The 23,922-nt window shown below is 73.9% G+C and carries 21 protein-coding genes; 6 read left to right on the forward strand and 15 right to left on the reverse strand.

What is annotated here, in order from left to right:
- A partial coding sequence (locus HF526_RS29395) for a PH domain-containing protein (RefSeq protein ID WP_169384842.1) occupies window positions 1-395 on the forward strand: 395 nt, incomplete at its 5' end.
- A gap of 4 nt (window positions 396-399) precedes the next feature.
- A complete protein-coding gene (gene ilvD / locus HF526_RS29400) occupies window positions 400-2,241 on the forward strand; it encodes a dihydroxy-acid dehydratase (RefSeq protein WP_169384843.1) in 1,842 nt (613 codons plus the stop codon).
- Window positions 2,242-2,277: 36 nt separating this feature from the next.
- Here the strand turns inward: ilvD and HF526_RS29405 are convergent, their stop codons facing one another.
- The 3 genes from HF526_RS29405 to HF526_RS29415 all read right to left on the reverse strand — a co-directional run bounded on the left by HF526_RS29405 (window position 2,278) and on the right by HF526_RS29415 (window position 4,796).
- Window positions 2,278-3,231, reverse strand: a complete 954-nt coding sequence (locus HF526_RS29405; RefSeq protein WP_169384844.1) for an aminoglycoside phosphotransferase family protein — start codon at window positions 3,229-3,231, stop codon at window positions 2,278-2,280.
- Entirely contained in the window at window positions 3,228-3,815 is a 588-nt protein-coding gene (locus tag HF526_RS29410; protein WP_169384845.1) for a DoxX family protein, read from the reverse strand. The genes HF526_RS29405 and HF526_RS29410 overlap by 4 nt, the downstream gene beginning before the upstream one ends.
- Window positions 3,816-3,878: 63 nt before the next feature.
- Window positions 3,879-4,796, reverse strand: coding sequence for a 2-hydroxyacid dehydrogenase (locus HF526_RS29415; protein ID WP_169384846.1), 918 nt, complete (start codon window positions 4,794-4,796; stop codon window positions 3,879-3,881).
- Between the two features lie 52 nt (window positions 4,797-4,848).
- Here HF526_RS29415 and HF526_RS29420 point away from each other — a divergent pair, with 52 nt between their 5' ends.
- Entirely contained in the window at window positions 4,849-6,036 is a 1,188-nt protein-coding gene (locus HF526_RS29420; protein ID WP_338051838.1) for a PQQ-dependent sugar dehydrogenase, read from the forward strand.
- Between the two features lie 53 nt (window positions 6,037-6,089).
- On the opposite strand, the gene HF526_RS29425 is transcribed toward HF526_RS29420, so the two are convergent.
- From HF526_RS29425 to gatC, 4 genes are all read right to left on the reverse strand, one after another.
- A complete protein-coding gene (locus HF526_RS29425) occupies window positions 6,090-7,067 on the reverse strand; it encodes a hypothetical protein (RefSeq protein ID WP_211177975.1) in 978 nt (325 codons plus the stop codon).
- Window positions 7,068-7,186: 119 nt separating this feature from the next.
- Window positions 7,187-8,698 carry an Asp-tRNA(Asn)/Glu-tRNA(Gln) amidotransferase subunit GatB gene (gene gatB / locus HF526_RS29430; protein WP_169384847.1) on the reverse strand — a complete coding sequence of 504 codons (1,512 nt, stop codon included), beginning with the start codon at window positions 8,696-8,698 and terminating at the stop codon, window positions 7,187-7,189.
- Window positions 8,695-10,221, reverse strand: coding sequence for an Asp-tRNA(Asn)/Glu-tRNA(Gln) amidotransferase subunit GatA (gene gatA, locus HF526_RS29435; RefSeq protein WP_169384848.1), 1,527 nt, complete (start codon window positions 10,219-10,221; stop codon window positions 8,695-8,697). The genes gatB and gatA overlap by 4 nt, the downstream gene beginning before the upstream one ends.
- A 26-nt stretch (window positions 10,222-10,247) precedes the next feature.
- Window positions 10,248-10,559 (reverse strand): Asp-tRNA(Asn)/Glu-tRNA(Gln) amidotransferase subunit GatC, encoded by a 312-nt coding sequence (gatC, locus tag HF526_RS29440; protein ID WP_169384849.1) that lies wholly within the window; start codon window positions 10,557-10,559, stop codon window positions 10,248-10,250.
- Window positions 10,560-10,936: 377 nt separating this feature from the next.
- Between gatC and HF526_RS29445 the strand changes: the two genes are divergently transcribed.
- Both HF526_RS29445 and HF526_RS29450 read left to right on the forward strand, forming a co-directional pair.
- Window positions 10,937-11,596: an ACT domain-containing protein gene (locus tag HF526_RS29445; RefSeq protein ID WP_169384850.1), complete on the forward strand. Its 660-nt coding sequence runs from the start codon at window positions 10,937-10,939 to the stop codon at window positions 11,594-11,596.
- A gap of 1 nt (window position 11,597) precedes the next feature.
- Complete coding sequence (locus HF526_RS29450) at window positions 11,598-12,794, forward strand: PucR family transcriptional regulator (protein ID WP_169384851.1); 1,197 nt, start codon at window positions 11,598-11,600, stop codon at window positions 12,792-12,794.
- Window positions 12,795-12,861: 67 nt separating this feature from the next.
- On the opposite strand, the gene HF526_RS29455 is transcribed toward HF526_RS29450, so the two are convergent.
- The 8 genes from HF526_RS29455 to HF526_RS29490 form a co-directional block, all read right to left on the reverse strand.
- Window positions 12,862-14,028: a fatty acid desaturase family protein gene (locus HF526_RS29455; protein ID WP_169384852.1), complete on the reverse strand. Its 1,167-nt coding sequence runs from the start codon at window positions 14,026-14,028 to the stop codon at window positions 12,862-12,864.
- Window positions 14,029-14,039: 11 nt separating this feature from the next.
- Window positions 14,040-15,104 carry a ferredoxin reductase gene (locus HF526_RS29460; RefSeq protein ID WP_169384853.1) on the reverse strand — a complete coding sequence of 355 codons (1,065 nt, stop codon included), beginning with the start codon at window positions 15,102-15,104 and terminating at the stop codon, window positions 14,040-14,042.
- 201 nt (window positions 15,105-15,305) lie between these two features.
- Window positions 15,306-16,025 carry a 3-keto-5-aminohexanoate cleavage protein gene (locus HF526_RS29465; protein WP_169384854.1) on the reverse strand — a complete coding sequence of 240 codons (720 nt, stop codon included), beginning with the start codon at window positions 16,023-16,025 and terminating at the stop codon, window positions 15,306-15,308.
- A gap of 166 nt (window positions 16,026-16,191) precedes the next feature.
- Window positions 16,192-18,546 carry an NAD-dependent DNA ligase LigA gene (gene ligA, locus HF526_RS29470; protein ID WP_169384855.1) on the reverse strand — a complete coding sequence of 785 codons (2,355 nt, stop codon included), beginning with the start codon at window positions 18,544-18,546 and terminating at the stop codon, window positions 16,192-16,194.
- A 77-nt stretch (window positions 18,547-18,623) separates the two neighbouring features.
- Window positions 18,624-19,724 (reverse strand): pyridoxal-phosphate-dependent aminotransferase family protein, encoded by a 1,101-nt coding sequence (locus HF526_RS29475; protein WP_169384856.1) that lies wholly within the window; start codon window positions 19,722-19,724, stop codon window positions 18,624-18,626.
- Between the two features lie 10 nt (window positions 19,725-19,734).
- Window positions 19,735-21,399, reverse strand: coding sequence for an AMP-binding protein (locus HF526_RS29480; protein WP_338051839.1), 1,665 nt, complete (start codon window positions 21,397-21,399; stop codon window positions 19,735-19,737).
- Window positions 21,396-22,229 (reverse strand): alpha/beta fold hydrolase, encoded by an 834-nt coding sequence (locus HF526_RS29485; protein ID WP_211177973.1) that lies wholly within the window; start codon window positions 22,227-22,229, stop codon window positions 21,396-21,398. Before HF526_RS29485 ends, HF526_RS29480 begins: the two co-directional genes overlap by 4 nt.
- Complete coding sequence (locus HF526_RS29490) at window positions 22,226-23,140, reverse strand: MaoC/PaaZ C-terminal domain-containing protein (RefSeq protein WP_169384857.1); 915 nt, start codon at window positions 23,138-23,140, stop codon at window positions 22,226-22,228. Before HF526_RS29490 ends, HF526_RS29485 begins: the two co-directional genes overlap by 4 nt.
- Window positions 23,141-23,264: 124 nt before the next feature.
- On the opposite strand from HF526_RS29490, the gene HF526_RS29495 reads away from it, so the two are divergent.
- A complete protein-coding gene (locus HF526_RS29495; protein ID WP_169384858.1) occupies window positions 23,265-23,894 on the forward strand; it encodes a TetR/AcrR family transcriptional regulator in 630 nt (209 codons plus the stop codon).
- Window positions 23,895-23,922 lie beyond the last annotated feature (28 nt).

Below are 23,922 nucleotides of genomic sequence, written 5' to 3' on the forward strand. Positions count from 1 at the left end.
CCCCCACCCCACCCCGGGCCGTCTTCCAGCCGTCGCGGCTGGGCGTCTTCGTACTGATGGCGCTGGCGGTCTTCGCGATCCCCTTCGCCTTCGGCGCCCCGTTCTTCTGGGTGATCTACCTCATCCCGATCGGGATCCTCGTCTGGATCCTGCGGGCGCGCACGGTCGCCGACCAGGATTCGGTGACCGTCCGGCGGATTCTCCGCACCCGGCGCGTACCGTGGTCCGAGATCAGCTCGCTGCGGCTGCGACCGTCGACCCGGTCCCGGGCGACCCGCGTCAGCGCGGTGCTGACCGACGGCGGGGAGCTCGCACTGCCCGCCGTGCACATCCGCGACCTGCCCCAGCTCGCCGCCGTCAGCGGCGGCAGGCTGCCCGATCCGGCTGGAGAGTGAGCCGATGCCGGCCCTGCGTTCCCGAGTGACCACCCACGGCCGCAACGCCGCCGGTGCCCGTTCCCTGTGGCGCGCCACCGGGATGGGCGACGGCGACTTCGGCAAGCCGATCGTCGCGATCGCCAACTCCTACACCCAGTTCGTGCCCGGCCACGTGCACCTCAAGGACCTGGGCGACCTCGTGGCCTCCGCGGTCCGTGAGGCCGGTGGCGTCCCCCGCGAGTTCCACACCATCGCCGTCGACGACGGCATCGCGATGGGCCACGGCGGGATGCTCTACTCACTGCCGTCCCGCGAAGTGATCTCCGACGCCGTCGAGTACATGGTCAACGGGCACGCCGCCGACGCCCTGGTCTGCATCTCGAACTGCGACAAGATCACCCCGGGCATGCTCAACGCCGCGATGCGGCTGAACATCCCCACGGTCTTCGTGTCCGGCGGTCCGATGGAGGCGGGCAAGGCCGTCGTCGTCGGCGGTGTCGCGCAGGCCCCCACGGACCTGATCACGGCGATCTCGGCATCGGCGTCGTCGGAGGTCGACGACGCCGGGCTGGACGAGGTCGAGCGCTCCGCGTGCCCGACCTGCGGGTCCTGCTCGGGCATGTTCACCGCGAACTCGATGAACTGCCTGACCGAGGCCCTCGGGCTCGCGCTGCCGGGCAACGGGTCCACGCTCGCCACGCACGCCGCGCGCCGCGAGCTGTTCCTGGAGGCGGGCCGCACGGTCGTCGAGCTGGCGAAGCGCTGGTACGACCACGACGACGCATCGGTGCTGCCGCGCTCGATCGCCACCCGCGCCGCCTTCGAGAACGCGATGGCGCTCGACGTCGCCATGGGCGGCTCGACCAACACCGTGCTGCACATCCTGGCCGCGGCGCAGGAGGGCGAGATCGACTTCACCCTCGCCGACATCGACGCGATCTCCCGGCGGGTGCCCTGCCTGAGCAAGGTCTCGCCGAACTCGGCGTACCACATGGAGGACGTGCACCGGGCCGGCGGCATCCCGGCCATCCTCGGCGAGCTGCACCGTGCGGGTCTGCTGGACACCGAGGTGCACAGCGTGCACTCGCCCTCGCTGGAGCAGTGGCTGGCCGAGTGGGACATCCGCGCGGCGGCGCCGTCGGAGAAGGCGATCGAGCTGTTCCACGCCGCCCCCGGCGGGGTGCGCACGACGCAGGCGTTCTCCACGGACAACCGGTGGTCCTCGCTGGACACCGACGCCGAGGGCGGGTGCATCCGGGACGCCGCCCACGCATACACCGCCGACGGCGGGCTGGCCGTGCTCCACGGCAACCTGTCCGAGAAGGGCTCGGTGATCAAGACCGCCGGGATCCCGGAGGACATCTGGCGCTTCGAGGGGCCCGCGCGGGTCGTCGAGAGCCAGGAAGAGGCGGTCTCGGTCATCCTCACCAAGCAGATCCAGCCGGGCGACGTGCTCGTGGTCCGCTACGAGGGCCCCGCCGGCGGGCCGGGGATGCAGGAGATGCTGCACCCGACGGCGTTCCTCAAGGGCGCCGGGCTCGGCGCGAAGTGCGCGCTGATCACCGACGGCCGGTTCTCCGGCGGCTCATCGGGCATCTCGGTCGGGCACATCTCCCCCGAGGCGGCGGCCGGCGGCACGATCGGCCTGGTCGAGAACGGCGACACGATCGTCATCGACGTGAAGGCGCGGTCGCTGGAACTGAAGGTCTCCGACGAGGTGCTGGCCGAGCGCCGCGCCAAGATGGAGGCCTCGGAGCGGCCGTGGCAGCCCACGGAGCGCGACCGCCCGGTGTCCAAGGCACTGCGGGCCTACGCGGCCCTGGCCACCTCCGCCGACACCGGCGCCGTCCGCCAGGTGCCCTGACGCGCCCGTGCGCGGTAGGTGGTGCTCCCGCACCACCTACCGCGCACGACCCGCTGCCGGCACAGCGGCCAGCGCCGGGCCCAGCCCGGCCAGGGCCTGCTCGACCACGTCGAGCATCTCGGCGACCCGCGCCGCGCCCAGGTGGTCCGCGGCGAAGCCGAGGTAGCCCACGTGTACGGCGGCGTCGGCCCAGCACCTCTCGACCTCGATCAACTCCGCCCGCGGCCCGCCCCGGGTCAGCTCGGCGACCATCCGCCGGTAGGGCGAGAGGTCGGTCGCGCCCTGCGCCCGGAGCACGGCAAGGTCCAGCCCGGCGGGCGCGGCCCTGGCGTTGCCCCAGTCGATGAGGGTCGCACCCTCGGGGCCGAGCAGCACATTGCCGCGATGGGCGTCGCCGTGCACGACCGTGCGCGGCAGGACCGCGAGCGCGGCCAGTAGCCGCGGATCCTCCGCCCACGCCGTCACCGCGGACACGGCGTCGGCGAACACCGGGTCCCCGGTGCGCCGCTGCGCCTCGCGCACGGCGGACAGGATCCGCTCGAGACACAGGGCGCGCCACCACGCGGCGTCGACGACCGGCAGCCCGCGCGGGCGCTTGCCCAACCAGTGTGCATGCACCCGGGCCAGGCCGGTCCAGAGCTCGTCGGGTACGGCCGGACCCTCGGCGAGCGGGGCGCCCGCATAGAACGGCAGCACGAGCCAGTCGCCGTGCTCGTCGCGGCCGGTGGCCAGCATCCGCGGCCGGTCGAGTCCGCGGACGACGGCGAGCGCGCGCATCGCCGCCACCTCCACCGCGGACGCACGCTTGAGCACGACGGTGACCGCGCGTCCGGGCACGTCGAGATCGATCCGGGCGACCGCGCCCGCGACGTAACCGCCGGCCAGTTCCGAGCGGCCGACCACGGTCGCCGGCCCGCCGCCCCAGCGCGCGACCGCGGGCAGCCACGCCGCATCCGGCGGAACCGGCCCACCCGGCGAAGCCGGGCTCATCGGCGCAGCGTGAACAGCACGACCAGCGCGGCACCCACCCCGAGGATCGCGCACATCCAGGCGTAGGGCAGCGGGCGGCGCTGCCAGGTGCGGCCGTTGTCCAGCGACACCCGCCCGGCCCCGGTGAACACGAGGGCCGCGGCACCCAGGCCGAGCAGTACGTCGAGCTCGAGGGCGTTCGGCGCGGCCGCGGCGTAGAACGGCACCCCCCACTTGACCACGATCGCGACGATCTTGATCGCCAGCAGTGCCGCTGCGGCGAGCGGGGTGAACAGGCCCAGCACGACGAACGCGCCGGCGATGAGCTCGACGATCCCGGTCAACCAGGCCAGCGTGCTCGCCTGCGCGAAGAAGCCGTAGCCGGCGATGACGTCGGTGGTGCGCGCGATGCCGAGCCCGCCCCACAGACCGAACACCTTCTGCGCGCCGTGCGCGAAGAACAGACCCCCCACGCCGAAGCGGAGCAGCAGCAGACCGATGTCGGCGCCACCGCTCCACGCCACCGGGCGCCGCTGCGGCCTGGTCTTCTGCTCCGAGGTCCCGAGCGGCCCGAAGTCGACGGACCGGGTCTGGTCAGGGCTCATGCTCCGGGAGGCTAGTGCTGCAACCCGCCCGGATGCCGTCGACGCGTCCGATCAGTACCCGGTTCAGTACCCGTTCTCGACCAGGTTGGGTGGCCGCTCGCCGCGTGCAAAAGCCGCGATCTGCTCGGCCGCGATCGCGTACGCGCGCCGCATCGCACCTGGCACGCTGCCTCCGACGTGCGGGGTGAGCAGCAGGCCGGGGGCCTTCCACAGCGGGTGGTCCGCGGGCAGTGGCTCCGGGTCGGTGACGTCGACCGCGGCACGCAGCCTGCGGCTGGTCAGCTCGGCGGTCAGCGCGTCGGTGTCGACGACGGGACCGCGCGCGGCGTTGACGAGCACCGCACCGTCGGGCATCGCGGCCAGGAACCGGGCGCCGACCAGCCCGCGGGTGTCGTCGGTCAGCGGGACGATCACGACGCACGCGTCGTGGTCGGGCAGCAGGTCGAAGACCTCGTCGATGCCGTGCACGCCGTCGCGCGCACGCCGGCCGACCAGCGTCGTCGACACCTCGAACGGCGCGAGGCGCCGCACCGTGTTCTCCGCGACGTCCCCGGCCCCGACGATCAGCACCCGGGCACCGAGCAGCTCGCCGGTCTGGTGCTGGTCCCAGCGCTGCTCGTCCTGGGCCCGGACGAACGTGGGCAGGTCGCGGTAGACGGCCAGCAGCACCGCGACGATCCACTCCGCGGTGGCGCCGCCGTGCGCGCCCCTGCAGTCCGACAGCGCGACGCCGTCGGGCAGTCTGCCGACCCAGTTCTCCGCGCCGGCCGTGAGCAGCTGCACGAGCCGCAGCCCCGGCAGCTTCTCGGTCAGTGCGACGGCCTCGCTGGTGGCCAGGAACGGCGGCACGAGGACCTGCGCGGTCGCAGCGGCCTCGGGCAGGTCATGCTCCGGGTCGTAGCGGACCGGGGTGACGCCGGGGACGCCGGACAGCGTCGCGACACCCTCCTCGTGCGGGACGAGCACACCGATATCGGCCATGGGCCGCACGCTACTCACCGGCCGCTCACCCGGCCCGGCCTAGCCTGGGTCCGTGCGGGGACGGATGCGGCCGGGGGTCCGGCGCCGGGTGGTCCGCGGGATCGCCGCCGGGCTGCTGGGGCTGCTGCTGGCCGGATGCGCGACGTTCCCCGACGCGGGCCCGCGCGACTGGCGCGCCAAGCTGGAGGGGGCCGGCGAGATCGGCGGCCCGCCGTCGATGCAGGAGCCGGCGCCGCCGGGCGGGCAGAACGGGGGGCAGGGCGGCCAGCCCCCGCAGAGCGGCGGGCAGCAGCGCGGCCCGTCCGGCTGCGACGACCCGGACCCGCAGGTCGTGGCCACCTGCCTGAATCCGGTCGGGGCGATCACGGTGTTGCCCGACGGGCGCTCGGCGCTGGTGGCCGAGCGGACCACCGGCCGGGTGCTGCGGGTGCAACGGGGGTCCGCGCCGCAGCTGGTCGCCACGGTGCCGGTCGACGCGTCCGGCGGGGGCGGGCTGACCGGGCTGGTGCTCTCCCCCAGCTACGACGAGGACCAGCTCGTCTACGCCTACGCGAGCACATCCCAGGACAACCGGGTGGTCCGGCTCGCCACGGGCGAGCCGCCCAAGCCGGTGCTCACCGGGATTCCGCGGGGCCCGCGCAACAACGGCGGGGCCCTCGGCGTCGACGCCGACGGGTCGCTGCTGGTCGCCACCGGGGACGCCGGAGCCGCCTCGCCCCCGGCGACCTCGCTGGCCGGGAAGCTGCTGCGCATCGACACCCTCGGCCACCCGGCGACCGGCAACCCCGACCCGGGGTCGCCGATCCTGAGCTCGGGGTTGCAGGCCCCGCAGGGGGTGTGCACGGACAAGGTCAGCCGGAACACGTGGGTGACCGACCGCGCCGACGCCCAGGACGTGCTGTACCACGTCGCACCGGGCCCGCTGCCGGCACCGGCCTGGACCTGGCCCAGCCGGCCCGGGGTGGCCGGCTGCATGGCCCAGCCCGGGGTCCTGGCCGTCGCGCAGACCGGCGCGGCGTCGCTGTTCGTGCTGCATCCCGGGGACAAGGGCACGTTCGTCGGCAATCCGGAGACCGTGCTGCCCGGCACCTACGGCCGGCTCTCGGCCACCGCGCTCGGCCCCGACGGGATGCTCTGGCTGGGCACGGTGAACAAGCTGCCGGGCGGGAAGCCGGTGTCCAGCGACGACCGGGCGATCCGGATCCAGCCGCCGTCCGGCGGCGGCCAGTCCCGCGCGTAGCGCCCGTGCGCGGATAACGTCGTTCTGACGACTATTTCCGCGCACGAGCGCCGTCAGGCGCACCGCGGACAGCGGATGAGTTCGCCGTCCCAGCCCCGCCGACGCAGCACCCGCACGACGTCGTCCGCCGCACCACACGGATCGGCCGAGAGGTCGCGCCAACCGAAGACCAGCCGCGAACGCCCGGCCAGCTCGGCGGCGTTGTCGCGACGCCGGTCCCGGAAGGCGACGTCGTTGCGCAGATGGGTGCGCCCATCCAGGCGAACCGTCAGGTCGATACCGATGTCGTCGTATACGGCGTCCTCGTACAGCGTCACCCCGTCGACGATCATCGGCGCCTGCCGCCGCGCTTTCGGGATCCCGTGCGCCTGCTCGACATCCGTGGCATAAAGCTCTTCCAACGCGGACAACACCCCGTCCCGCACCATGCGCACCGCGTCGACGAGGGCCCTCCGGTAGCGGCGCGGCCGACGCTCCTCCAGGCGCCGCTCCACGTCGAGGGGCCGCACCCGACCGCCCGTCATCACGACGATCAACATTCGACGGGCCCGGACCGCGTCCGGCTCCTCGACGGCCAGGTCGATCGCAGTGTCCGCGGGACTCGTCAGCGGCGGATCAGCCGGAACCATGATGTGGCGATGCGCCCTCGACCGGTGCACGACCACGAGGCCGGGCTGAGAGATGGCCGAGGTGCCGTACGGGACCGTGATGTGGATCGGCCCGTCCTGAATGGGGACGAGATGCCACTGCTCGGCGGCGGTGCGGTGACTGAGGAGAGCCGCCGGGCCACCATAGCGCAGCGCGGCAGCAAGCCGGGATGTCCGCGGAAGGGGGCCGGTGAACGTCGCGTACACGCGCTGCACGACGCGCTGCCATCGCCGAGCGCCGACCTGTGCGACCACGGTGCTCCAGGTGATCCCGAAATGCCTGAGCTGGGCGAGATCGACGATGCCGTGCTGGGCCGCGAGCAACGCCAGCCACTCGTCGAGCCGATCAGCGCTCAAGCCTGCCGGGACGGCCCGGTCGTGCATCGTCACGGATCAGACGATGGACGACCTGGGCCCTCCCGAATGCAGGTCCGCGGCGAGCTGTGGACAGCTGCCCCGCAATGTGGACAGGGTCGTGCGCGGAAATAGTCGCCGGAACAGCGTTATCCGCGCACGGGCGCTACGCGCTCGAGGATGAGCTCGCGGACGCGCTTGGCGTCGGCAGAGCCCTTGGTCGCCTTCATGACCGCACCGACGATCGCCCCGGCGGCCTGCACCTTGCCGTCGCGGATCTTCTGCGCGACGTCGGGCTGGGCGGCCAGGGCCTCGTCGACCGCGGCGAGCAGGGCACCGTCGTCGGACACCACGGCCAGCCCGCGGGACGTGACGACCTCGTCCGGGGTGCCCTCGCCGGCCAGCACCCCGTCGACGGCCTGCCGGGCCAGCTTGTTGGTCAGCTCACCGGACGCGACCAGCTCGATCACCCGGGCCACGTCGGCGGGGACGATCGACAGCTCGTCCAGGGGCACACCGCGCGAGTTGGCCTGCTGAGCCAGGTACGACACCCACCAGGACCGGGCCTCGGCCGGCGGCGCGCCCTCGGCGACGGTGGCCGCGACGAGGTCGAGCGCCCCGGCGTTGACCAGGTCGCGCAGCTCCTCGTCGGACAGGCCCCACTCGGCCTTCACCCGCTTGCGCCGCTCCCACGGCAGCTCGGGCAGCGTGCCGCGCAGCTCCTCGACCCACTCGGCCGACGGCGCGATCGGCACCAGGTCGGGCTCCGGGAAGTACCGGTAGTCCTCCGCGGTCTCCTTGCGGCGGCCCGCCCGGGTGCTGCCGGTCGCCTCCTCGAAGTGCCGGGTCTCCTGCACGACCTTCCCGCCGTCGAGCAGCACGCCGGCCTGCCGGGTCATCTCGTAGCGGACGGCCCGCTCGACCGAGCGCAGCGAGTTGACGTTCTTGGTCTCGGTGCGGGTGCCGAGCACGCCCGAGCCGCGCGGCGACAGCGACAGGTTCACGTCGGCCCGCAGCGAACCCTGGTCCATCCGGACGTCGGAGACGCCGAGGGAACGCAGCAGGTCACGCAGCGCCGTGACGTACGCGCGCGCCACCTCGGGCGCCCGCTCCCGGGTTCCCGGGATCATCTTGGTGACGATCTCGATCAGCGGCACGCCGGCGCGGTTGTAGTCCAGCAGCGAGTACTCCGCACCGTGGATGCGACCGGTCGCGCCGCCCACGTGCAGCGACTTGCCGGTGTCCTCCTCCATGTGCGCGCGCTCGATCTCGACCCGCACGACCTCGCCGTCGTCCAGCTCCACGTCGAGCCAGCCGTTCACGGCGATCGGCTCGTCGTACTGCGAGGTCTGGAAGTTCTTCGGCATGTCCGGGTAGAAGTAGTTCTTCCGGGCGAACCGGCCCCACGGCGCGATCTCGCAGTTCAGCGCCAGCCCGATCCGGATCGCCGACTCCACCGCGGTGCGGTTGACCACCGGCAGCGCGCCGGGCAGCCCCAGGCACACCGGGCAGACCTGTGTGTTCGGCTCGGCGCCGAAGTCGGTCGGGCAGCCGCAGAACATCTTGGTGTTGGTGTTCAGCTCGACGTGCACCTCGATCCCGAGCACCGGATCGAAGTGCTCGACGACGTCGTCGTAGTCCACCAGGGTGGGCGCGCTCATGCGGAAACCTCCAGTCCGGGCACGCGCTGGATCAGTGGTCCGCCGTTCTCGGCGTCGCGGGCCGCCTCGTACGCGGCGGCCACCCGGTACATCACGGCCTCCCCCAGCGCAGGCGCCATGATCTGCAGCCCGGTCGGCAGCCCGTCCTCGGGCGCGAGCCCGTTCGGCACCGACATCGCCGCGGTGCCGGCGAGGTTGGTGGGGATGGTGGCGAGGTCGTTGAGGTACATGGCCAGGGGGTCGTCGACCTTCTCCCCGATGGGGAACGCGGTCGTCGGCGTGGTCGGCGAGACCAGCACGTCGGCCTTCTCGAACGCCGCCGCGAAGTCGCTGCTGATCAGCGTCCGGACCTTCTGCGCCTGCCCGTAGTAGGCGTCGTAGTACCCGGACGACAGCGCGTAGGTGCCCAGGATGATGCGGCGCTTGACCTCGGGGCCGAAGCCGGCCTCACGGGTCAGTGCCATGACCTCCTCGGCGCTCGTGGCACCGTTCTCCACGCGCAGCCCGTAACGCATCGCGTCGAACCGGGCCAGGTTGGACGAGACCTCGCTGGGCAGGATCAGGTAGTAGGCAGCCAGCCCGTACTGGAAGTGCGGCGCGCTGACCTCGACGATCTCCGCGCCCAGCGCCTCCAGCTGGCGCAGCGACGCAGCGAAGTTGCTCTGCACGCCGGCCTGGTAGCCCGCACCGCCGAGCTCGCGCACCACGCCGACGCGCAGCCCGCGCAGGTCACCGGTGGCGCCCAGCCGGGCGGCCTCGACCACGCCGGGCACCGGCGCGTCGATCGAGGTGGAGTCGAGCGGGTCGTGCCCGGCGATCACCTCGTGCAGCAGCGCGGTGTCGAGCACGGTGCGTCCGGTGGGGCCTGCCTGGTCGAGCGACGACGCGCAGGCCACCAGCCCGTACCGGGACACCGCGCCGTAGGTCGGCTTGACGCCGACGGTGCCGGTCATCGCGGCCGGCTGCCGGATCGAGCCGCCGGTGTCGGTGCCGATCGCCAGCGGGGCCTCGAACGCGGCCAGCGCCGCGGCCGAGCCGCCGCCGGAGCCGCCGGGGATGCGCCGCAGGTCCCACGGGTTGCGGGTGACGCCGTAGGCCGAGTACTCGGTGGAGGAGCCCATCGCGAACTCGTCCATGTTGGTCTTGCCCAGGATCGTGATCCCGGCCGCGCGCAGCCGCGCGGTGACCGTCGCGTCGTACGGCGGACGCCACCCCTCCAGGATCTTCGATCCGGCGGTGGTCGGCATGTCCGTGGTGGTGAGGACGTCCTTGAGCGCCAGCGGCACGCCGGCCAGCGGGGACGCGGGTGCGGTGCCGGCGTCGAGCGAGGAGTCGACCAGCGCGGCCGAGGCGAGCGCGGCCTCCCCGGCGACGTGCAGGAAGGCGTGGACGCCCTCGTCACGGTCGTCGACGGCGGCGATACGGTCCAGGTGCGCCTGGGCGACCTCGACCGCGGACACCTCGCGGGAATGGATCTTCTGGGCCAGTTCGGCGGCGGTCAGCCGTGTCAGTTCGGAGTTCATGCTCGACCCTGTCAACGAATCCCGGCTCATTCCTCTTCCCCAAGGATCTGCGGCACCCGGAACCGGCCCTCCTCCGCCGCCGGCGCACCGGACAACGCCTGCTCCTGGGTCAGCCCCGGGCGGCGCTCGTCGGGCCGGAACACGTTGGAGAGCGGCACCGCGTGCGAGGTCGGCGGGATGTCGTCGGCCGCGACCTCGCCCACCCGGGCGACCGCGCCGAGGATCACGTCCAGCTGGCCGGCGAAGACGTCGAGTTCGGACTCGGTGACGGCGAGCCGGGCCAGTCGGGCGAGGTGCGCGACCTCGTCCCGGGTGATGGCCCCGGAATCGGCGGACATGTCCCTCCTGGTGGAACGGCTGTGGGTACGGACCCGGTGCGGCACGTGCTCGCGGCAGAAGTGGGAGCTGCGCGATGACGCCCGACGTCGCGGGGGGCGCGGATGGCGCCGGGCCCCCGACCCAGTCTAGGCTCCGCCGCCGCCGTGCCTCGACACGGTTCCGACCGGCCGGCGCGTGGGCACACAGCGGGCCCCGGCGCCGGCGCCGGGAACGCCCGGACACACCCGGCAGCGATCCGGACACGGGCGGTGCTGTGCTTCGGCGATCCCGGCCTGGCAGGATCCGGGAGGCAGTGCCGCGTCGGCCGCCCGCGAGGCACGGGTGTCACCGGCGCGGCTCGAATCGATTCCCCTGTGGGACGAGGAGGCGTTGCGGCGTGTCGTTCCTGCTCCGTGTGGTGCTCCCGGACAAGCCGGGAAGTCTCGGGGCGGTCGCGACCGCGCTCGGCAATGCGGGCGCCGACATACTCGGCGTGGACGTGGTGGAGCGCACCGACGGCCAGGCCGTGGACGACCTGACGGTGGAGCTGCCCCCGGGCCGTCCGCCGGACGTGCTGATCACCGCGGCGGAGTCGATGCCCGGCGTGCAGGTGGAGTCGGTCCGCCCGTACTCGGGGCGGCTGGACACCCATCGCGAGCTGGAGCTCATCGACGAGATCGCGAGTGACCCGGCCCACGGCCTGCAGTTGCTCGCCGAGGACGTCCCGCGGCTGTTCCGGGCCGGCTGGGCGCTGATCGTCGCCCGCGCCGGCGAGCGTTCCTGGCGGCTGGCCGCGAGCTCGGCCGCACCGCAGACCCGCGCCGGGGACCTGCCGTGGGTGCCGCTGTCCAAGGCGATCGTGCTCGAGCCGGAGGTGCACTGGGTCCCCGACCCGTGGCGCGAGCTCGACACCGAGCTCGCGGCGGCCCCGTTCGGGCCGATCTCGGCGGCACAGGCGCTGGTGGTCGGCCGGCCCGGCGGGCCCGCGTTCCGGCCCTCCGAGCTCGGCCGGCTCGCGCACCTGGCCGGCATCGTCACCACGGTGCTGGGGGGCTGAGATGGACCGGCCCTGGACGCGTGTCCCCGGCTGGGTCGGCGCGGCGCTGCGACCCGATCTCGTCGGCGCGACCGACGAGATCATCGCGGCGGTCCGCGCCCAGGTGCCGGAGTACGCGCGGCCGCTGGAGGGCCGGTTCGGACAGCGGATCACCGAGGGGGTCTCGGTCGCGCTGGAGCAGTTCGCGGCGCTGCTGGGCTCCGACGACGAGCTCTGCGACACCCGGATCTATCACAACCTCGGGCAGGTCGAGCACCGCGAGGGGCGGACGCTGGCCGCGTTGCAGACCGCCTACCAGGTCGGCACCCGGACGGTGTGGCAGCACATCGCCGCCTGTCACACGGCCGGCGGGCTGCCCCCCGAGGTGATCTTTGCGCTGGCCGAGGCGCTGTTCGGCTACATCGAGCAGCTCTCCGCGGCCTCCGTCGCCGGGTGGGCGCACGCGGAGGCCACCCGGGCCGGCTCGGTGCGGGCCCGGCGGCACGCGCTCGTCGAGGTGCTCGCCCGGCGGCCGCCGGCCGGGCCAACGGAGGTGGAGCGCGCCGCGGCGGCGGCCGGCTGGACGCTGCCGGCGCGGCTGGTCGCACTCGCCGTTCCGGACGCGGTCGAGATCTCCGGGCGGCTGCCCGACGCGGTGGCGGCCGACCTCGACCCGGTCGGGATCGTGCTGCTCCCGGTGCCCGAGCGGGCCGGCTGGATCGACCGGCTGCGGGCTGCGCTGCGCGATCGGCGTGGGGTGCTCGGCCCGGTGGTCTGCTGGGCGCACGCGTATCGCTCGGTGGCCCGGGCCCGGGCCGCGTGGCCGCTGCACGCGGCCGGCGCGCTCGGCGTCCCGGATTCGGACCCGCTCGTGCGCGCCGACGACCACCTCGTCACGCTGCTGCTGGCCGCCGAGCCGGAGCTGGCCGCCGACCTGCACGAGCGCGCCGTCGCCCCGCTGGCGGAGCTGCCCGCCGGCGCCGCCGCCCGGGCCGAGGAGACGCTGCGGGCCTGGCTGGACGCGCACGGCGACGTGTCCGCGACGGCCGCGGCCCTGCACGTGCACCCGCAGACGGTGCGCTACCGGTTGGCGGGGCTGCGCGAGGCGTTCGGCGGGGCGCTCGACGACCCGACCGCGCGGCTGGAACTGGCGCTGGCGCTGCGGGTGCGGCCGGCCCCTGCCGACAGCGGGGCGGCGGAGCCACCGCCCCGGCCCTGATCGTCCCCGGACGTGGACGACAGCCACGGAAGCCGCGGCTGTCGTCCACCCCCCGTTCCCGGACCGGTCAGGACGACAGTCGCGCGGGCCGGCGCACCGGCAGCCGGAGGACGACGGTCTCGATCGGGGCGTCGTCGGTCTTCGTGGCGGGCGCGGCGGTCTCCGCAGCCCCCCCACCCGGGAACGCCAGCCGGGCGAGCTTGCGCAGCACCGTCCCGTACTGCTTGGGCAGCGACCCCGCGGTGTACGGCAGGCCGTAGCGCTCGCAGATCTCCCGCACCCGGGGCGCGATCCGCGCGTAGTGGTTGCTGGGCACGTCCGGGAACAGATGGTGCTCGATCTGGTGGCTGAGATTGCCGGTCATGATGTGGAACAGTGGGCCACCGGTCAGGTTGGCCGAGCCCAGCAGTTGCCGCAGGTACCACTGCCCGCGCGTCTCACCGTCGAGCCGGGACTCGTCGAAGGTCTCGGTGCCGTCCGGGAAGTGCCCGCAGAAGATCACCGCGTGCGACCACACGTTGCGCACCAGGTTCGCGGTGGCGTTGGCGGCCAGCGTGCTCAGCGCGTTCGGGCCGGACAGCAGCGGGAACAGCACGTAGTCCTTGGCCAGCTGCTTGCGAGCCTTGCGCCAGATCGCGCCGATCTGGGATTTGGCCGCCGACCACGGCTTGGTGCCCTCGGCGACCTTCTCCAGCTCGACGTCGTAGATCGCGATGCCCCACTCGAAGATCGCGGCGAGGCCCATGTTGTACAGCGGCTGCAGCAGGTAGACCGGCTTCCAGGGCTGCTCGGGCGTCACCCTCATGATCGCGTAGCCGAGATCGCGGTCCTTGCCGCGGACGTTGGTGAACGTGTGGTGCTCGAAGTTGTGCGACTTCTTCCAGAACTCCGCCGGCGACGCGTGGTCCCACTCCCACGTCGTCGAGTGGATCTCCGGGTCCCGCATCCAGTCCCACTGCCCGTGCAGGATGTTGTGTCCGAGCTCCATGTTCTCCAGGATCTTGGCCACGGACAGCGCAGCGGTCCCGGCGAGCCAGGCGGGCGGGAAGCCGGAGAACAGCAGCATCCCGCGCCCGCCGGCCTCCAGGCCGCGCTGCACCCGCACCACCGTGCGGATGTAGTTCGCGTCCTCCTCCCCCAGGCTGTCGACGACCTCGGCGCGGATCGCGTCGAGCTCGGCGCCGAAGTCCTCGATCTGGGCATCGGTCAGGTGTGCGGCGGCACTGGTGGCCATGTGCGGTGTCCTCACAGCTCGATCTCGACGTCACCGGCGGGCGCGGACACGCAGGTGCGGACGGGCTCGCCCGCGGTGTCGTGCACCTCGCCGGTGTGCAGGTTGCGGACGGTGCCGGAGCGCAGCCGCCCGACACAGGTGTGGCAGATGCCCATGCGGCAGCCGTTGGGCAGCAACGCACCGGCTGCCTCGCCGGCCAGCAGCACCGGGGTGTCCGGGCCGGCATCGGCCTCGACGCCGCTGCTGGTGAACCGGATGCGGCCGCCGGTGCCGGCACCGGCGGCCGGGGCGGGCGGGCGGAAGCGTTCGACGTGCAGCGCGCCGGGTTCGCCCGCGCGGTCCCAGTGCGCGGCCAGGTCGTCGAGCAGGCCGCCGGGGCCACAGGCCCAGGTCTGCCGGGCGGCCCAGTCGGGTACGGCGTCGGCCAGCGCATCCGGGGTCAGCCGGCCCTCGGCCGCCGTGTGCCGCTCGACCAGGCGCAGCCCGGTGGACGCGGCCAGCGCCCGCAGCTCGAGGCCGAACACCAGGTCGGAGGGGCTGCGGTCGCAGTGCACGAGGACGGCGCCGGCCAGCGCCCCGGGCTGGGTCGCGGCGAGCGTGCGCAGCATGCCCATGACCGGGGTGATGCCGCTGCCCGCGGTGACGAACAGCAGCTTCTCCGGGGCCGGGTCGGGCAGCACGAACTCCCCCGCCGGCGGCCCCAGCCGCAGCACGGTGCCGACCGGGGTGCGGTGCGCCAGGACCGGGGAGACGGAGCCGCCGGGGACCGCGGTCACGGTCACGGCCAGCAGCTCCTCGCCGGGCCGGGAGGTGATCGAGTAGGTGCGCCAGTGCCAGACCCCGGCCAGCCGGACCCCGAGGCCCACGAACTGGCCGGGCCGGTGCTCGACCCGGCCGACGCCGGGTTCGAGCAACAGGGTGGTGGTGTCGGCGGTCTCGCGACGCAATCCGGCCACCCGGGTCCGTGGCTCGCGGGTGGACCACATCGGGTTCAGCACACCGAGGAAGTCATCGGGCAGCAGCGGCGTGGTCAACCAGCCGACGGCGGTCCGTACGTGCCGTCCGAGGGGTCCCATGTACTCGACGGTATTGAGCCGATCACCACGCCGGCCACGCCGCTGAGCACGTCCGGGCCCCGATTTCTGTTGCGGGACGCACAACGAAGTCCATCCGGAGGACCCACCGTGACATTCGCCTCGAGACCGCTCAGCCGAGGGGGACGCAGCTCCGCAGCCGGCTGGCCGCGCGGTCGCGACGCCGGTCCGGGCAGGCGGAGTTCAGACCCGGATGGCCAGGGCCGCCTTGGCGAGGTCGTCGTTGCCGGTGGCGAGCCAGCCGTCGGGACGGACCAGCACGTCCTCGAAGCCGATCCGGGTGTCGATGCCCATCCGCAGCGCGTACTCGAGCACCGGCCAGGCGCCGTCCTCCTCGCCGTGCAGCAGCACCGGCACGGGCAGCGAGCCGAGGGCCCGCAGGATCCGCACCGCCTCCGCGACCGCGGTCTCCGGATCGGACACGGTCGACTCGGCGAGCACCCGCACGGTGCTCGGCGGCACCCCGTTCTGCCGCAGGGTCACCGCGTCACCGCTGGTCCAGACCCCGAGTTCGACGCCGATGCCCACCGAGGCGGCGGCGTGGCAGACGTCGACCCAGCCCTTCTCGTGCACGTTGACCGAGCAGACGTCGGGCTTCCCGACGCCGAGCCGGCCCCAGGCCAGGACCGCCTCGATGCGCTTGCGCGGGTCGGGCTGGATCCAGCGGCCGGTGGTCACGCCGATCTCCATGCCGGGCACGTCGGCCCGGATCAGCGCCACCGCGTCGCCGACGTGCACCGGGTCGAGCGTCTCCTCGGCGTCGGGTCCGCGCGGGTGCACGTGCACCGAGGAGATCCCCAGGCGGGCGACCGCCCGGGCGTCCCGGGCGAGGTGCCGGGCGAGCACGGGCAGTGCGGGGTGCGCGTCGGCCGGTCGGGAGCCGTTCAGAACCGCCTGCAACACCTGCGCACCTCCTCGATTCGCGAGAGCCTAGACCCCGCTTGCGTCAGCAACATCTCGGGCCAGAAGATCACACGTCGCCACCGCACGTCCCGCTACGCGCCGGGGCCGTGACCGGGCTGTCGTGCCCGACCGTGTGATGTTGCCGACGTCCGGCGACGCGCCGGGCTCAGGCGCTGGTCCGGGCCACGTCCCGGGCCGCGTCCGGGCCCCGGTCGAGCAGTACCCGGAAGCCGTTCTCGTCGAGCACCGGGACGCCGAGTTCCAGGGCCTTGTCGTACTTCGACCCCGGTGCGTCGCCGGCCACCAGGAACGCGGTCTTCTTCGACACCGAACCGGCGGCGCGGCCGCCCCGCGCGGTGATCGCCTCCTTGGCCTCGTCGCGGGAGAAGCCGTCCATCGACCCGGTGATGACGATCGAGAGGCCCTCGAGCGTGCGGGGCACCGACTCGTCGATCTCGTCGACCATCCGTACCCCGGCGGCCCGCCACTTGGCGACGACGTCACGGTGCCAGTCGACGGTGAACCAGTCGCGCACCGCCGCGGCGATCGTCGGCCCCACACCGTCGACGCTCGCGATCGGAGCCAGCGCCGCGGCGACCGCCTTCGCCTTCGCCCGGGCCGCCTCGCGGGCGGCCTTGTCCGCCGCGGCCGCGGCGTCCTCGGCGGCCTGCTCGTCGGTGTCCCCGGCTGCGCCGTCGGCCTCGGCACCCTCGGCGGGCTCCCCCGTCGCGGTGTCCACGCCGGCCGCGGCGGCACCGTTGTCCGCGTCGTCCGCCGTGCCGTCGGAGGTGATCGCGACCCCGGCCGCCGCCGTCTGCTCCGCCGCCGCCGCGGCGGCCCGCTCGATCGCCTCCAGGGAGCCGAACTCGCGCGCGAGCGCCTGCGCGGCGGTCGGCCCGACGTGCCGGATCGACAGCCCGACCAGCACCCGCCACAGCGGACGGTCCTTGGCCGCCTCGAGGTTGCTCAGCAGCTTGCGGCCGTTGGCCGACAGCTCACCGGCCTTGGTCCGGAACAGGTCGACGCCCAGCAGATCGTCCTCGGTGAGGGAGAAGACGTCGCCCTCGTCGGTGACCACACCGGAGGTGAGCAGCCCGGTGGCCGCCTCGTAGCCCAGGCCCTCGATGTCGAACGCCCCGCGGCCGGCGACGTGGAACAGCCGCTCCCGCAACTGCGCCGGGCAGGACCGCGCGTTCGGGCAGCGCAGGTCGACGTCGCCCGCCTTCTGCCGGGCCAGCCGAGTGCCGCACTCCGGGCAGTGCGTGGGCATCACGAACTCACGCTCGTCGCCGGTGCGGACGTCGACCACCGGGCCGAGCACCTCGGGGATCACGTCGCCGGCCTTGCGGATGACCACCCGGTCGCCGATGAGCACGCCCTTGCGGCGCACCTCGTCGGCGTTGTGCAGGGTGGCGAGCGAGACCGTGGATCCGGCGACCGTGACCGGCTCCATGACCGCGAACGGGGTGACCCGGCCGGTACGCCCGACGTTGACCTGGATGTCCAGGAGCGTCGTCGTCGCCTCCTCGGGCGGGTACTTGTAGGCGATCGCCCAGCGCGGTGCCCGGGAGGTGGCCCCGAGCCGGCGCTGCAGCGGGATCTCGTCGACCTTGACCACCACACCGTCGATCTCGTGCTCGACGTCGTGGCGGTGCTCGCCCCAGTACTCGATGTGGTCGATCACCTCGTCGATGCTGCCGAGCACCACGGTGCGCTCCGAGACGGGCAGCCCCCAGGCCCGGAGGGCCTCGTAGGCCTCGGACTGGCGCTCGGGGGCGAAGCCCTCCCGCCTGCCGACGCCGTGACAGATCAGCCGCAGGTTGCGCGACGCGGTGACCCGCGGGTCCTTCTGGCGCAGCGACCCGGCCGCGGTGTTGCGCGGGTTGGCGAACGGCGCCTTGCCCGCCTCCACCAGCGACGCGTTGAGCGCCTGGAAGTCCTCCAGCCGGAAGTAGACCTCGCCGCGCACCTCGAGCAGCGCCGGCACCGGCCACTCGTCGGAGGCGCTCAGCCGCTCGGGCACCTCGGACAACGTGCGGATGTTGAGCGTGATGTCCTCGCCCGTGCGCCCGTCGCCACGGGTGAGACCGCGGGTGAGCCTGCCGTTCTCGTAGAGCAGGTTCACCGCCAACCCGTCGATCTTGAGCTCGCACAGGTAGTGCAGCTTCTCACCGGCTTCCCGGCCCACCCGCTCGGCCCACGCGCGCAGTTCCTCGGTGTCGAACGCGTTGTCCAGGCTGAGCATCCGCTCGAGATGATCGTGCGCGGTGAACTCGGTGGAGAAGCGGCCGCCGACCTTCTGCGTGGGCGAGTTGGGCGTGGCCAGCTCCGGGTACTGCTCCTCGAGCGCGACCAGCTCACGCCACAGCTCGTCGAACTGCCCGTCGGAGATCACCGGTGCGTCGAGCACGTAGTAGCGGAACTGGTGGTCGGCGACCTCGGTGGCCAGCTGGGCATGCCGCTCACGCACGTCGGGCGTCGGCGGCGCCGCAGATTCTGGGACAGCAGGTTCCGGACTCACATGAAGAGGCTATCGAGCGGCCACGACATTCTCGGTCGGGCGAACCCGCTGGGCCACTCGAACCCCCCGGCCGGGCGTCAGGCCGCCAGCAGCTCCCGCACCGCCCCGAGCAGCGTCACGACCGAACGCTCGGTGGCCGCGTGGCCCATCAGCCCGATCCGCCACGCGCGCCCGGCGAACTCGCCCAGCCCGCCGCCGACCTCGATGTCGTACTCGGCCAGCAACCGCTTGCGCAGCACGCCCTCGTCGAGCCCCTCGGGCAGCGTGGTCGTCGTGAGCTGCGGAAGCCGGTTCCGCTCCGGCGCGACCAGCCCGAACCCGAGCTCGGGTAGCGCCGACTGGAGCAGCCCGCCGATCCGCGCGTGCCGCTCCCACACCTGCTCGATGCCCTCCTCCAGCACCCGGCCGAGCCCGGCGTGCAGCGAGTACGCCAGCGTCGACGACGCGGTGTGGTGGTACTTCGGCGGGCTGGACAGGAAGTAGTCCTGCAGCAGGCCGAGGTCGAGGTAGAACGACCGGATCGGGGTGGTCCGTGCCCGCATCCGGTCCACGGCGCGCGGCGACAGCGTCACCGGAGCCAGTCCCGGCGGGGCGCCGAGGCACTTCTGGGTCGCCGAGTAGCAGGCGTCGATCCGCCAGGCGTCGACCTCCAGCCGGGTGCCACCCAGCGCGGTGACGGCGTCGACGAGCAGCAGCGTGTCGGTCTGCGCGAGTTCCGGGCCGAGCGGCGCGATGTCGTTGCGCACCCCGGTCGAGGTCTCCGCCGCGACGACGGCCAGTACCGCCGCCTGCGCAGTGGCGCGCTGCGCGGCGAGCAGGTCGGCGGGGTCGAGTGCGGTGCCCCACGGTGCCTCGACGCGGACCACCTGCGCCCCGCCGCGGCGCGCGACCTCGCACAGCCGCTCACCGAAGTAGCCGTTGACCCCGACGATGATCGTCTCGCCCGGTTCGAGCAGGGACGCCAGGCAGGCCTCCATGCCGGCTGACCCGGTTCCGCTGACCGGCAGCGTCAGCGCGTTCCCGGTGCGGAACACCGCGCGCAGCCGGTCGGCGATCTCGCTGATCACGCCGAGGTACTCCGGGTCGAGGTGCCCCAGCACCGGCCGGGTCAGGGCCTCGACGGCCTCGGGGTACGGGACGGACGGGCCGGGGCCGAGAAGCAGGCGATCACCGTGCATGACGGGCAGGTTACGCCCGATGGCCGCTGCGCTCGGTCGCCCACTCGCGCAGTGTTGCGGCCCGGATCTTGGTCCCGTTGGTGCCCGACGTCGTCGGCATCGCCTCGATCACGTGCACGACGTCGGGCACCTTGAACCGGGCCAGCGACGCCGCGCACCAGTCCCGCAGCTCCGCCGGGCTCGGCGCCACGACCCGCTCGTCGGGCACCACGAAACCGATCGCCCGGGTGGCCCCGTCCGGACCGGGGATCCCGACGACCTTCGCGGTGTGCACCCCGGGGTGTGCGGCGAGCCGGACCTCGATCTCGGCCGGGTCGACGAGAAACCCCCGCAGCCGCAACGCGTCGCCCATCCGGCACACGTAGCCGAACGTGCGGTCGTCGGCGAGCACGCCCAGGTCACCGCTGTGGAACCAGCCGTCGGCGGTGAACGCCCGCCCGGCCGCGTCGGGATCGCCGAGGTAGGCGTCGACCACGTTCGGGCCGCGGAACTGCAGTTCCCCCTCCACGCCCACGGGCAGCGCCTCGCCGCTCACCGGGTCGGCGACCCGCACCTCGATCTGCGCGGCGACGAGCCGTCCGCCGCCGGTCCAGCGCCGCGGCGCCGGTTCGTCGTGCGGCCAGAACGAGGTCAGGGCGAACAGCTCCGAGGAGCCGTACACACCCGCGGTGGCGGTGCCGAACGACTCCAGCGCCCACTCCGCGAGCTCGCGGGAGCGGCCCTGGAAGTCGGCCACACCCCACCAGCGCCACGTCGACAGGTCCCGCGGCCGGGTCCGCCAGGCCTCGGCCAGCCGCAGCACCAGGTCGTCGGCGCCGACGACGTGGGTGACGCCGTGGCGCACCATGTCGTCCAGCACGGCGTCGGGATCGAACACCGGCTCCAGCACGCACACCGCACCGGCGGCGAGCGCCGCCATCGCGGTGTTGTAGCCGAACACCCCCGACAGCGGCAGCGCGCAGAGCACCACGTCGCCGTCGGCGATCCCGATCGCGGCCGCGTCGGCGAGCGCGTGCGCGAGCACGCCGGAGCCACGGTGCGCGGCGAGCTTGGGCCTGCCGGTGGAACCCGAGGTGGTGAACGCGACGGCGAGTTCGCCCGGGTCCGCGGGCTCCGGCACCGGCGGGTCGGCCGGCGCCGCGGCGGGCACCCAGGCACCGCCGCCGACGTCGTAGCCCGCCGGGTCCGTGACCGGCGGCCGGCCGGGGCCCGCGACCACCGCCACGGCCGGCGCGGGCGCCTCGCTGCGCCGGGCGGCCTCGTGCAGCCGGGCGAGCAGGTCCAGCCCGTGGAAGTCGTGGGCGACGGCGACCAGCTTCGGGCGGGCCCGGTCCAGGACGTGGGTGACCTCGTCGACGTTGTAGCGGGTGTTGATCCCGATGACGTGCGCGCCGCGGGCGGCCGCCGCGAACTGCCAGGCCAGCGCGTCCGACCAGTTGGGCAGCCACACGGCGACGCAGTCGCCGGGGCCGATCCCGGCCCGGCGCAGCTCGTCGGCCAGCCCGCAGGTCCGCCGCCACAGCTCGCCGCGGGTGAGCGGTATCGGGTCCCCACCGGTGCGCGCGTCGACGGCGACGACGCCGTCCGGGTCACGGCGGACCAGCCGGGCGAGCAGGTCGGGCAGATCCCGCGGCGGGTCGGCGGCCGCGGCGGCGACGCGGTCGGGGGCGCTCACCTGGCACCCGCCGCGACCTCGCCGGACAGCTCGGCCAGCCAGCCGTGCAGCACGCGGGCGAACCCGTCGATCTCCTCCATCGGGTAGTGCCCGATGCCGTCCAGCACGGTGGCGCGCGCCCCCGGGATCTGCGCCGCGGCCCAGCGCACCGCGTCCGCGTCCAGCCAGAGGTCGTCGGCCCCGACGACGAGGTGCGCCGGGCAGCCGATCGAGCCCAGCGCGGCCCGCAGGTCGTGGGTCGCCCAGCCGATCAGGTCGGAGGTGGAGATCGCCGGGTCCTCACGGCGGTGCATGGTCGCGATCAGCTCGGCGCGCTCGGCCGGCACCGAACGGCCGACGACGGCGAGCGTGCCCAGGTGGGTGCGGTCGGTGCGGCTGGCCGCGGCGACGTCGGACAGCTCCCGGCGCAGTCCGCGCACGCCGGGCCGGCCGCCGGTGTGGGCGTCGGCGGCCATCGCCACGACGCCGGCCAGCCGGTCACCGATCCGGGTGGCGATGTCGAGGGTGATCTTGCCGCCGATCGAGCAGCCGACCACGAACGGGCGGTCCAGGCCGAGCCGGTCGATGAGCTCGACGCACCAGGCCGCGTAGCGGCCGAGGTCGTCGACGGGGCCGCCGGGGGCCGGCTCGGAGCGCCCGTGCCCGGGCAGGTCCGGGACGATCACCCGGTACCCGAGCGCGGCCAGCTCGCCGATCGCGTGCCGCCACTGCACCCCGCTCTGCCCGGCCGTGTGCAGGCACAGCACCGCAGGACCGGCGCCGGCCTGCTCGACGTAGGCCAGCGCCCCGCCGATCCGCAGGTACCGCGCCTCGATCACGGTCTCGGTCATGCCCTCGCCTCCGTCTCCGTCGCCCCTGCCGCGAGCGCGCGTGCGGCGTCGACGACCAGTGTCAGCGGCCTGGTCAGCCGCAGGTACTCGTAGCCGTTGCCGCGGACGGCGAACTGGCCGGTCATGCTGCGGCGGGTGAACTCGTTGGTCGGCGCCGTGACGAGTTCGGTCCAGGTCAGCTCGTCGGCCTCGACGGTGAACGTGGCCCCGAGCGCGGCCCGCGACGAGACCTCGATGATCGCGCCCCGGTAGACCCGCAGGTGCACCTCGTGGGCGCCGGCGCGCAGCCCGATGGTGCCGTCCCAGCTCTCGACGGCGGGGCCGAACTCCGGGTCGGCGGCCAGCCGGGCCGCAAGCGCCTCTCCCCAGGCGACGGTGCCGAAGTCCCGCTCCACGGGGTCGGCGGCGGCGTCCCCGCGGGCCCTCAGCAGCACCGCGGTGGTGCCGTCCTGGACGACCGCGCCGTCCTGGTCGACCAGCGCCATGTGCCGGGTGACGACACCCCGGTCGCCGCGGCGGCTGCGCCGGCGGCGGACGATCGTGAGCTCCAGGTGCAGCACGTCGCCGACGAACACCGGGCGGCGGTAGCTCCAGTGCGAGTCGAGCAGGCCGAGCACGGCGTCGCGCACCAGGCCGAGCTCCTGCAGCAGCCCCATCGCGACGGCCAGTCCGAACGGCCCCTGTAGCACCGGGCGGCCGAACCCCGCCGGGTGGTCGGGATCGGTGTGCAGCGGGTGGTCGTCACCGCTGATCCGGGTGAAGTCGGCCAGGTCGGACTCGGTGACCGTCCGCGGGCCGCTGGTGAACCGCTGGCCGACCACGAAGTCCTCGAAGTACATGTCGGCCGGCCCCCCGGCGCTGGTGTCTGCGGCGCCGGGGAGCACCCCCGCCGCCGTCTCGCGCGTCGTCACCGCAACTCCTCGTCGTCACATGAACGAACGTTCTTACGCCGACTGAACCATTCGCTCGCGGCGCCGTCAAGACGGGCCACCCTGGCGCTTTGACCCGCCATCGGAGCCCTTCTAGCCTGATGAGATGAACGATCGTTCCCCCACTGCCACCCTGATCGCCGACACCGGTCGCGGGAACGAGGCCGCCATCCTGAACGCGGCACTGGAGGCGTTCGGCGAGAAGGGCTTCAACGGCGCGTCGATGCGCGACGTCGCGCGCGGCGCCGGGACCAGCCTGTCCAACCTCTACAACTACTTCCCGTCCAAGTCCCACCTGCTCGCCGAGGTGCTCCGGCGGGCCAACGACGAGCTCTACAGCCGGACCCGGACCGCCGTCGAGCAGGCCGGTGACGCCGCCGCGGCCCGATTGCGCGACGCGGTGCGCGCCTACGTGGGATTCGTCGTCGACTTCCAGACCGCGGCCCTGGTCGCAATCAGCGAGATCCGCTACCTCGACGGCGACGAGCGCGAACGGGTCGTGGCCGCCCGGGACAGCACCCAGGCCATCTTCGAGCAGATCGTCGCGGCGGGCGCCGGCAACGGGGAGTTCCGCACGCCCTATCCGGCCGACGCCGCGCGCAGCATCGTCTCGATGTGCTCGGCCGTCTCGACCTGGTACCGCCCGGGCGGGCGGCTGTCCCGCGGCCAGCTGGCCGAGCAGCACGCGCGCTACGCGCTGGCCCTGGTGGAGGCCCCGCTCGCCGGGCTCGCCTGATGGCCGCCTCTTGCCCGTTCGGGGAGGC

Source organism: Pseudonocardia acidicola (genome assembly GCF_012911935.1).
GTDB lineage: Bacteria > Actinomycetota > Actinomycetes > Mycobacteriales > Pseudonocardiaceae > Pseudonocardia > Pseudonocardia acidicola.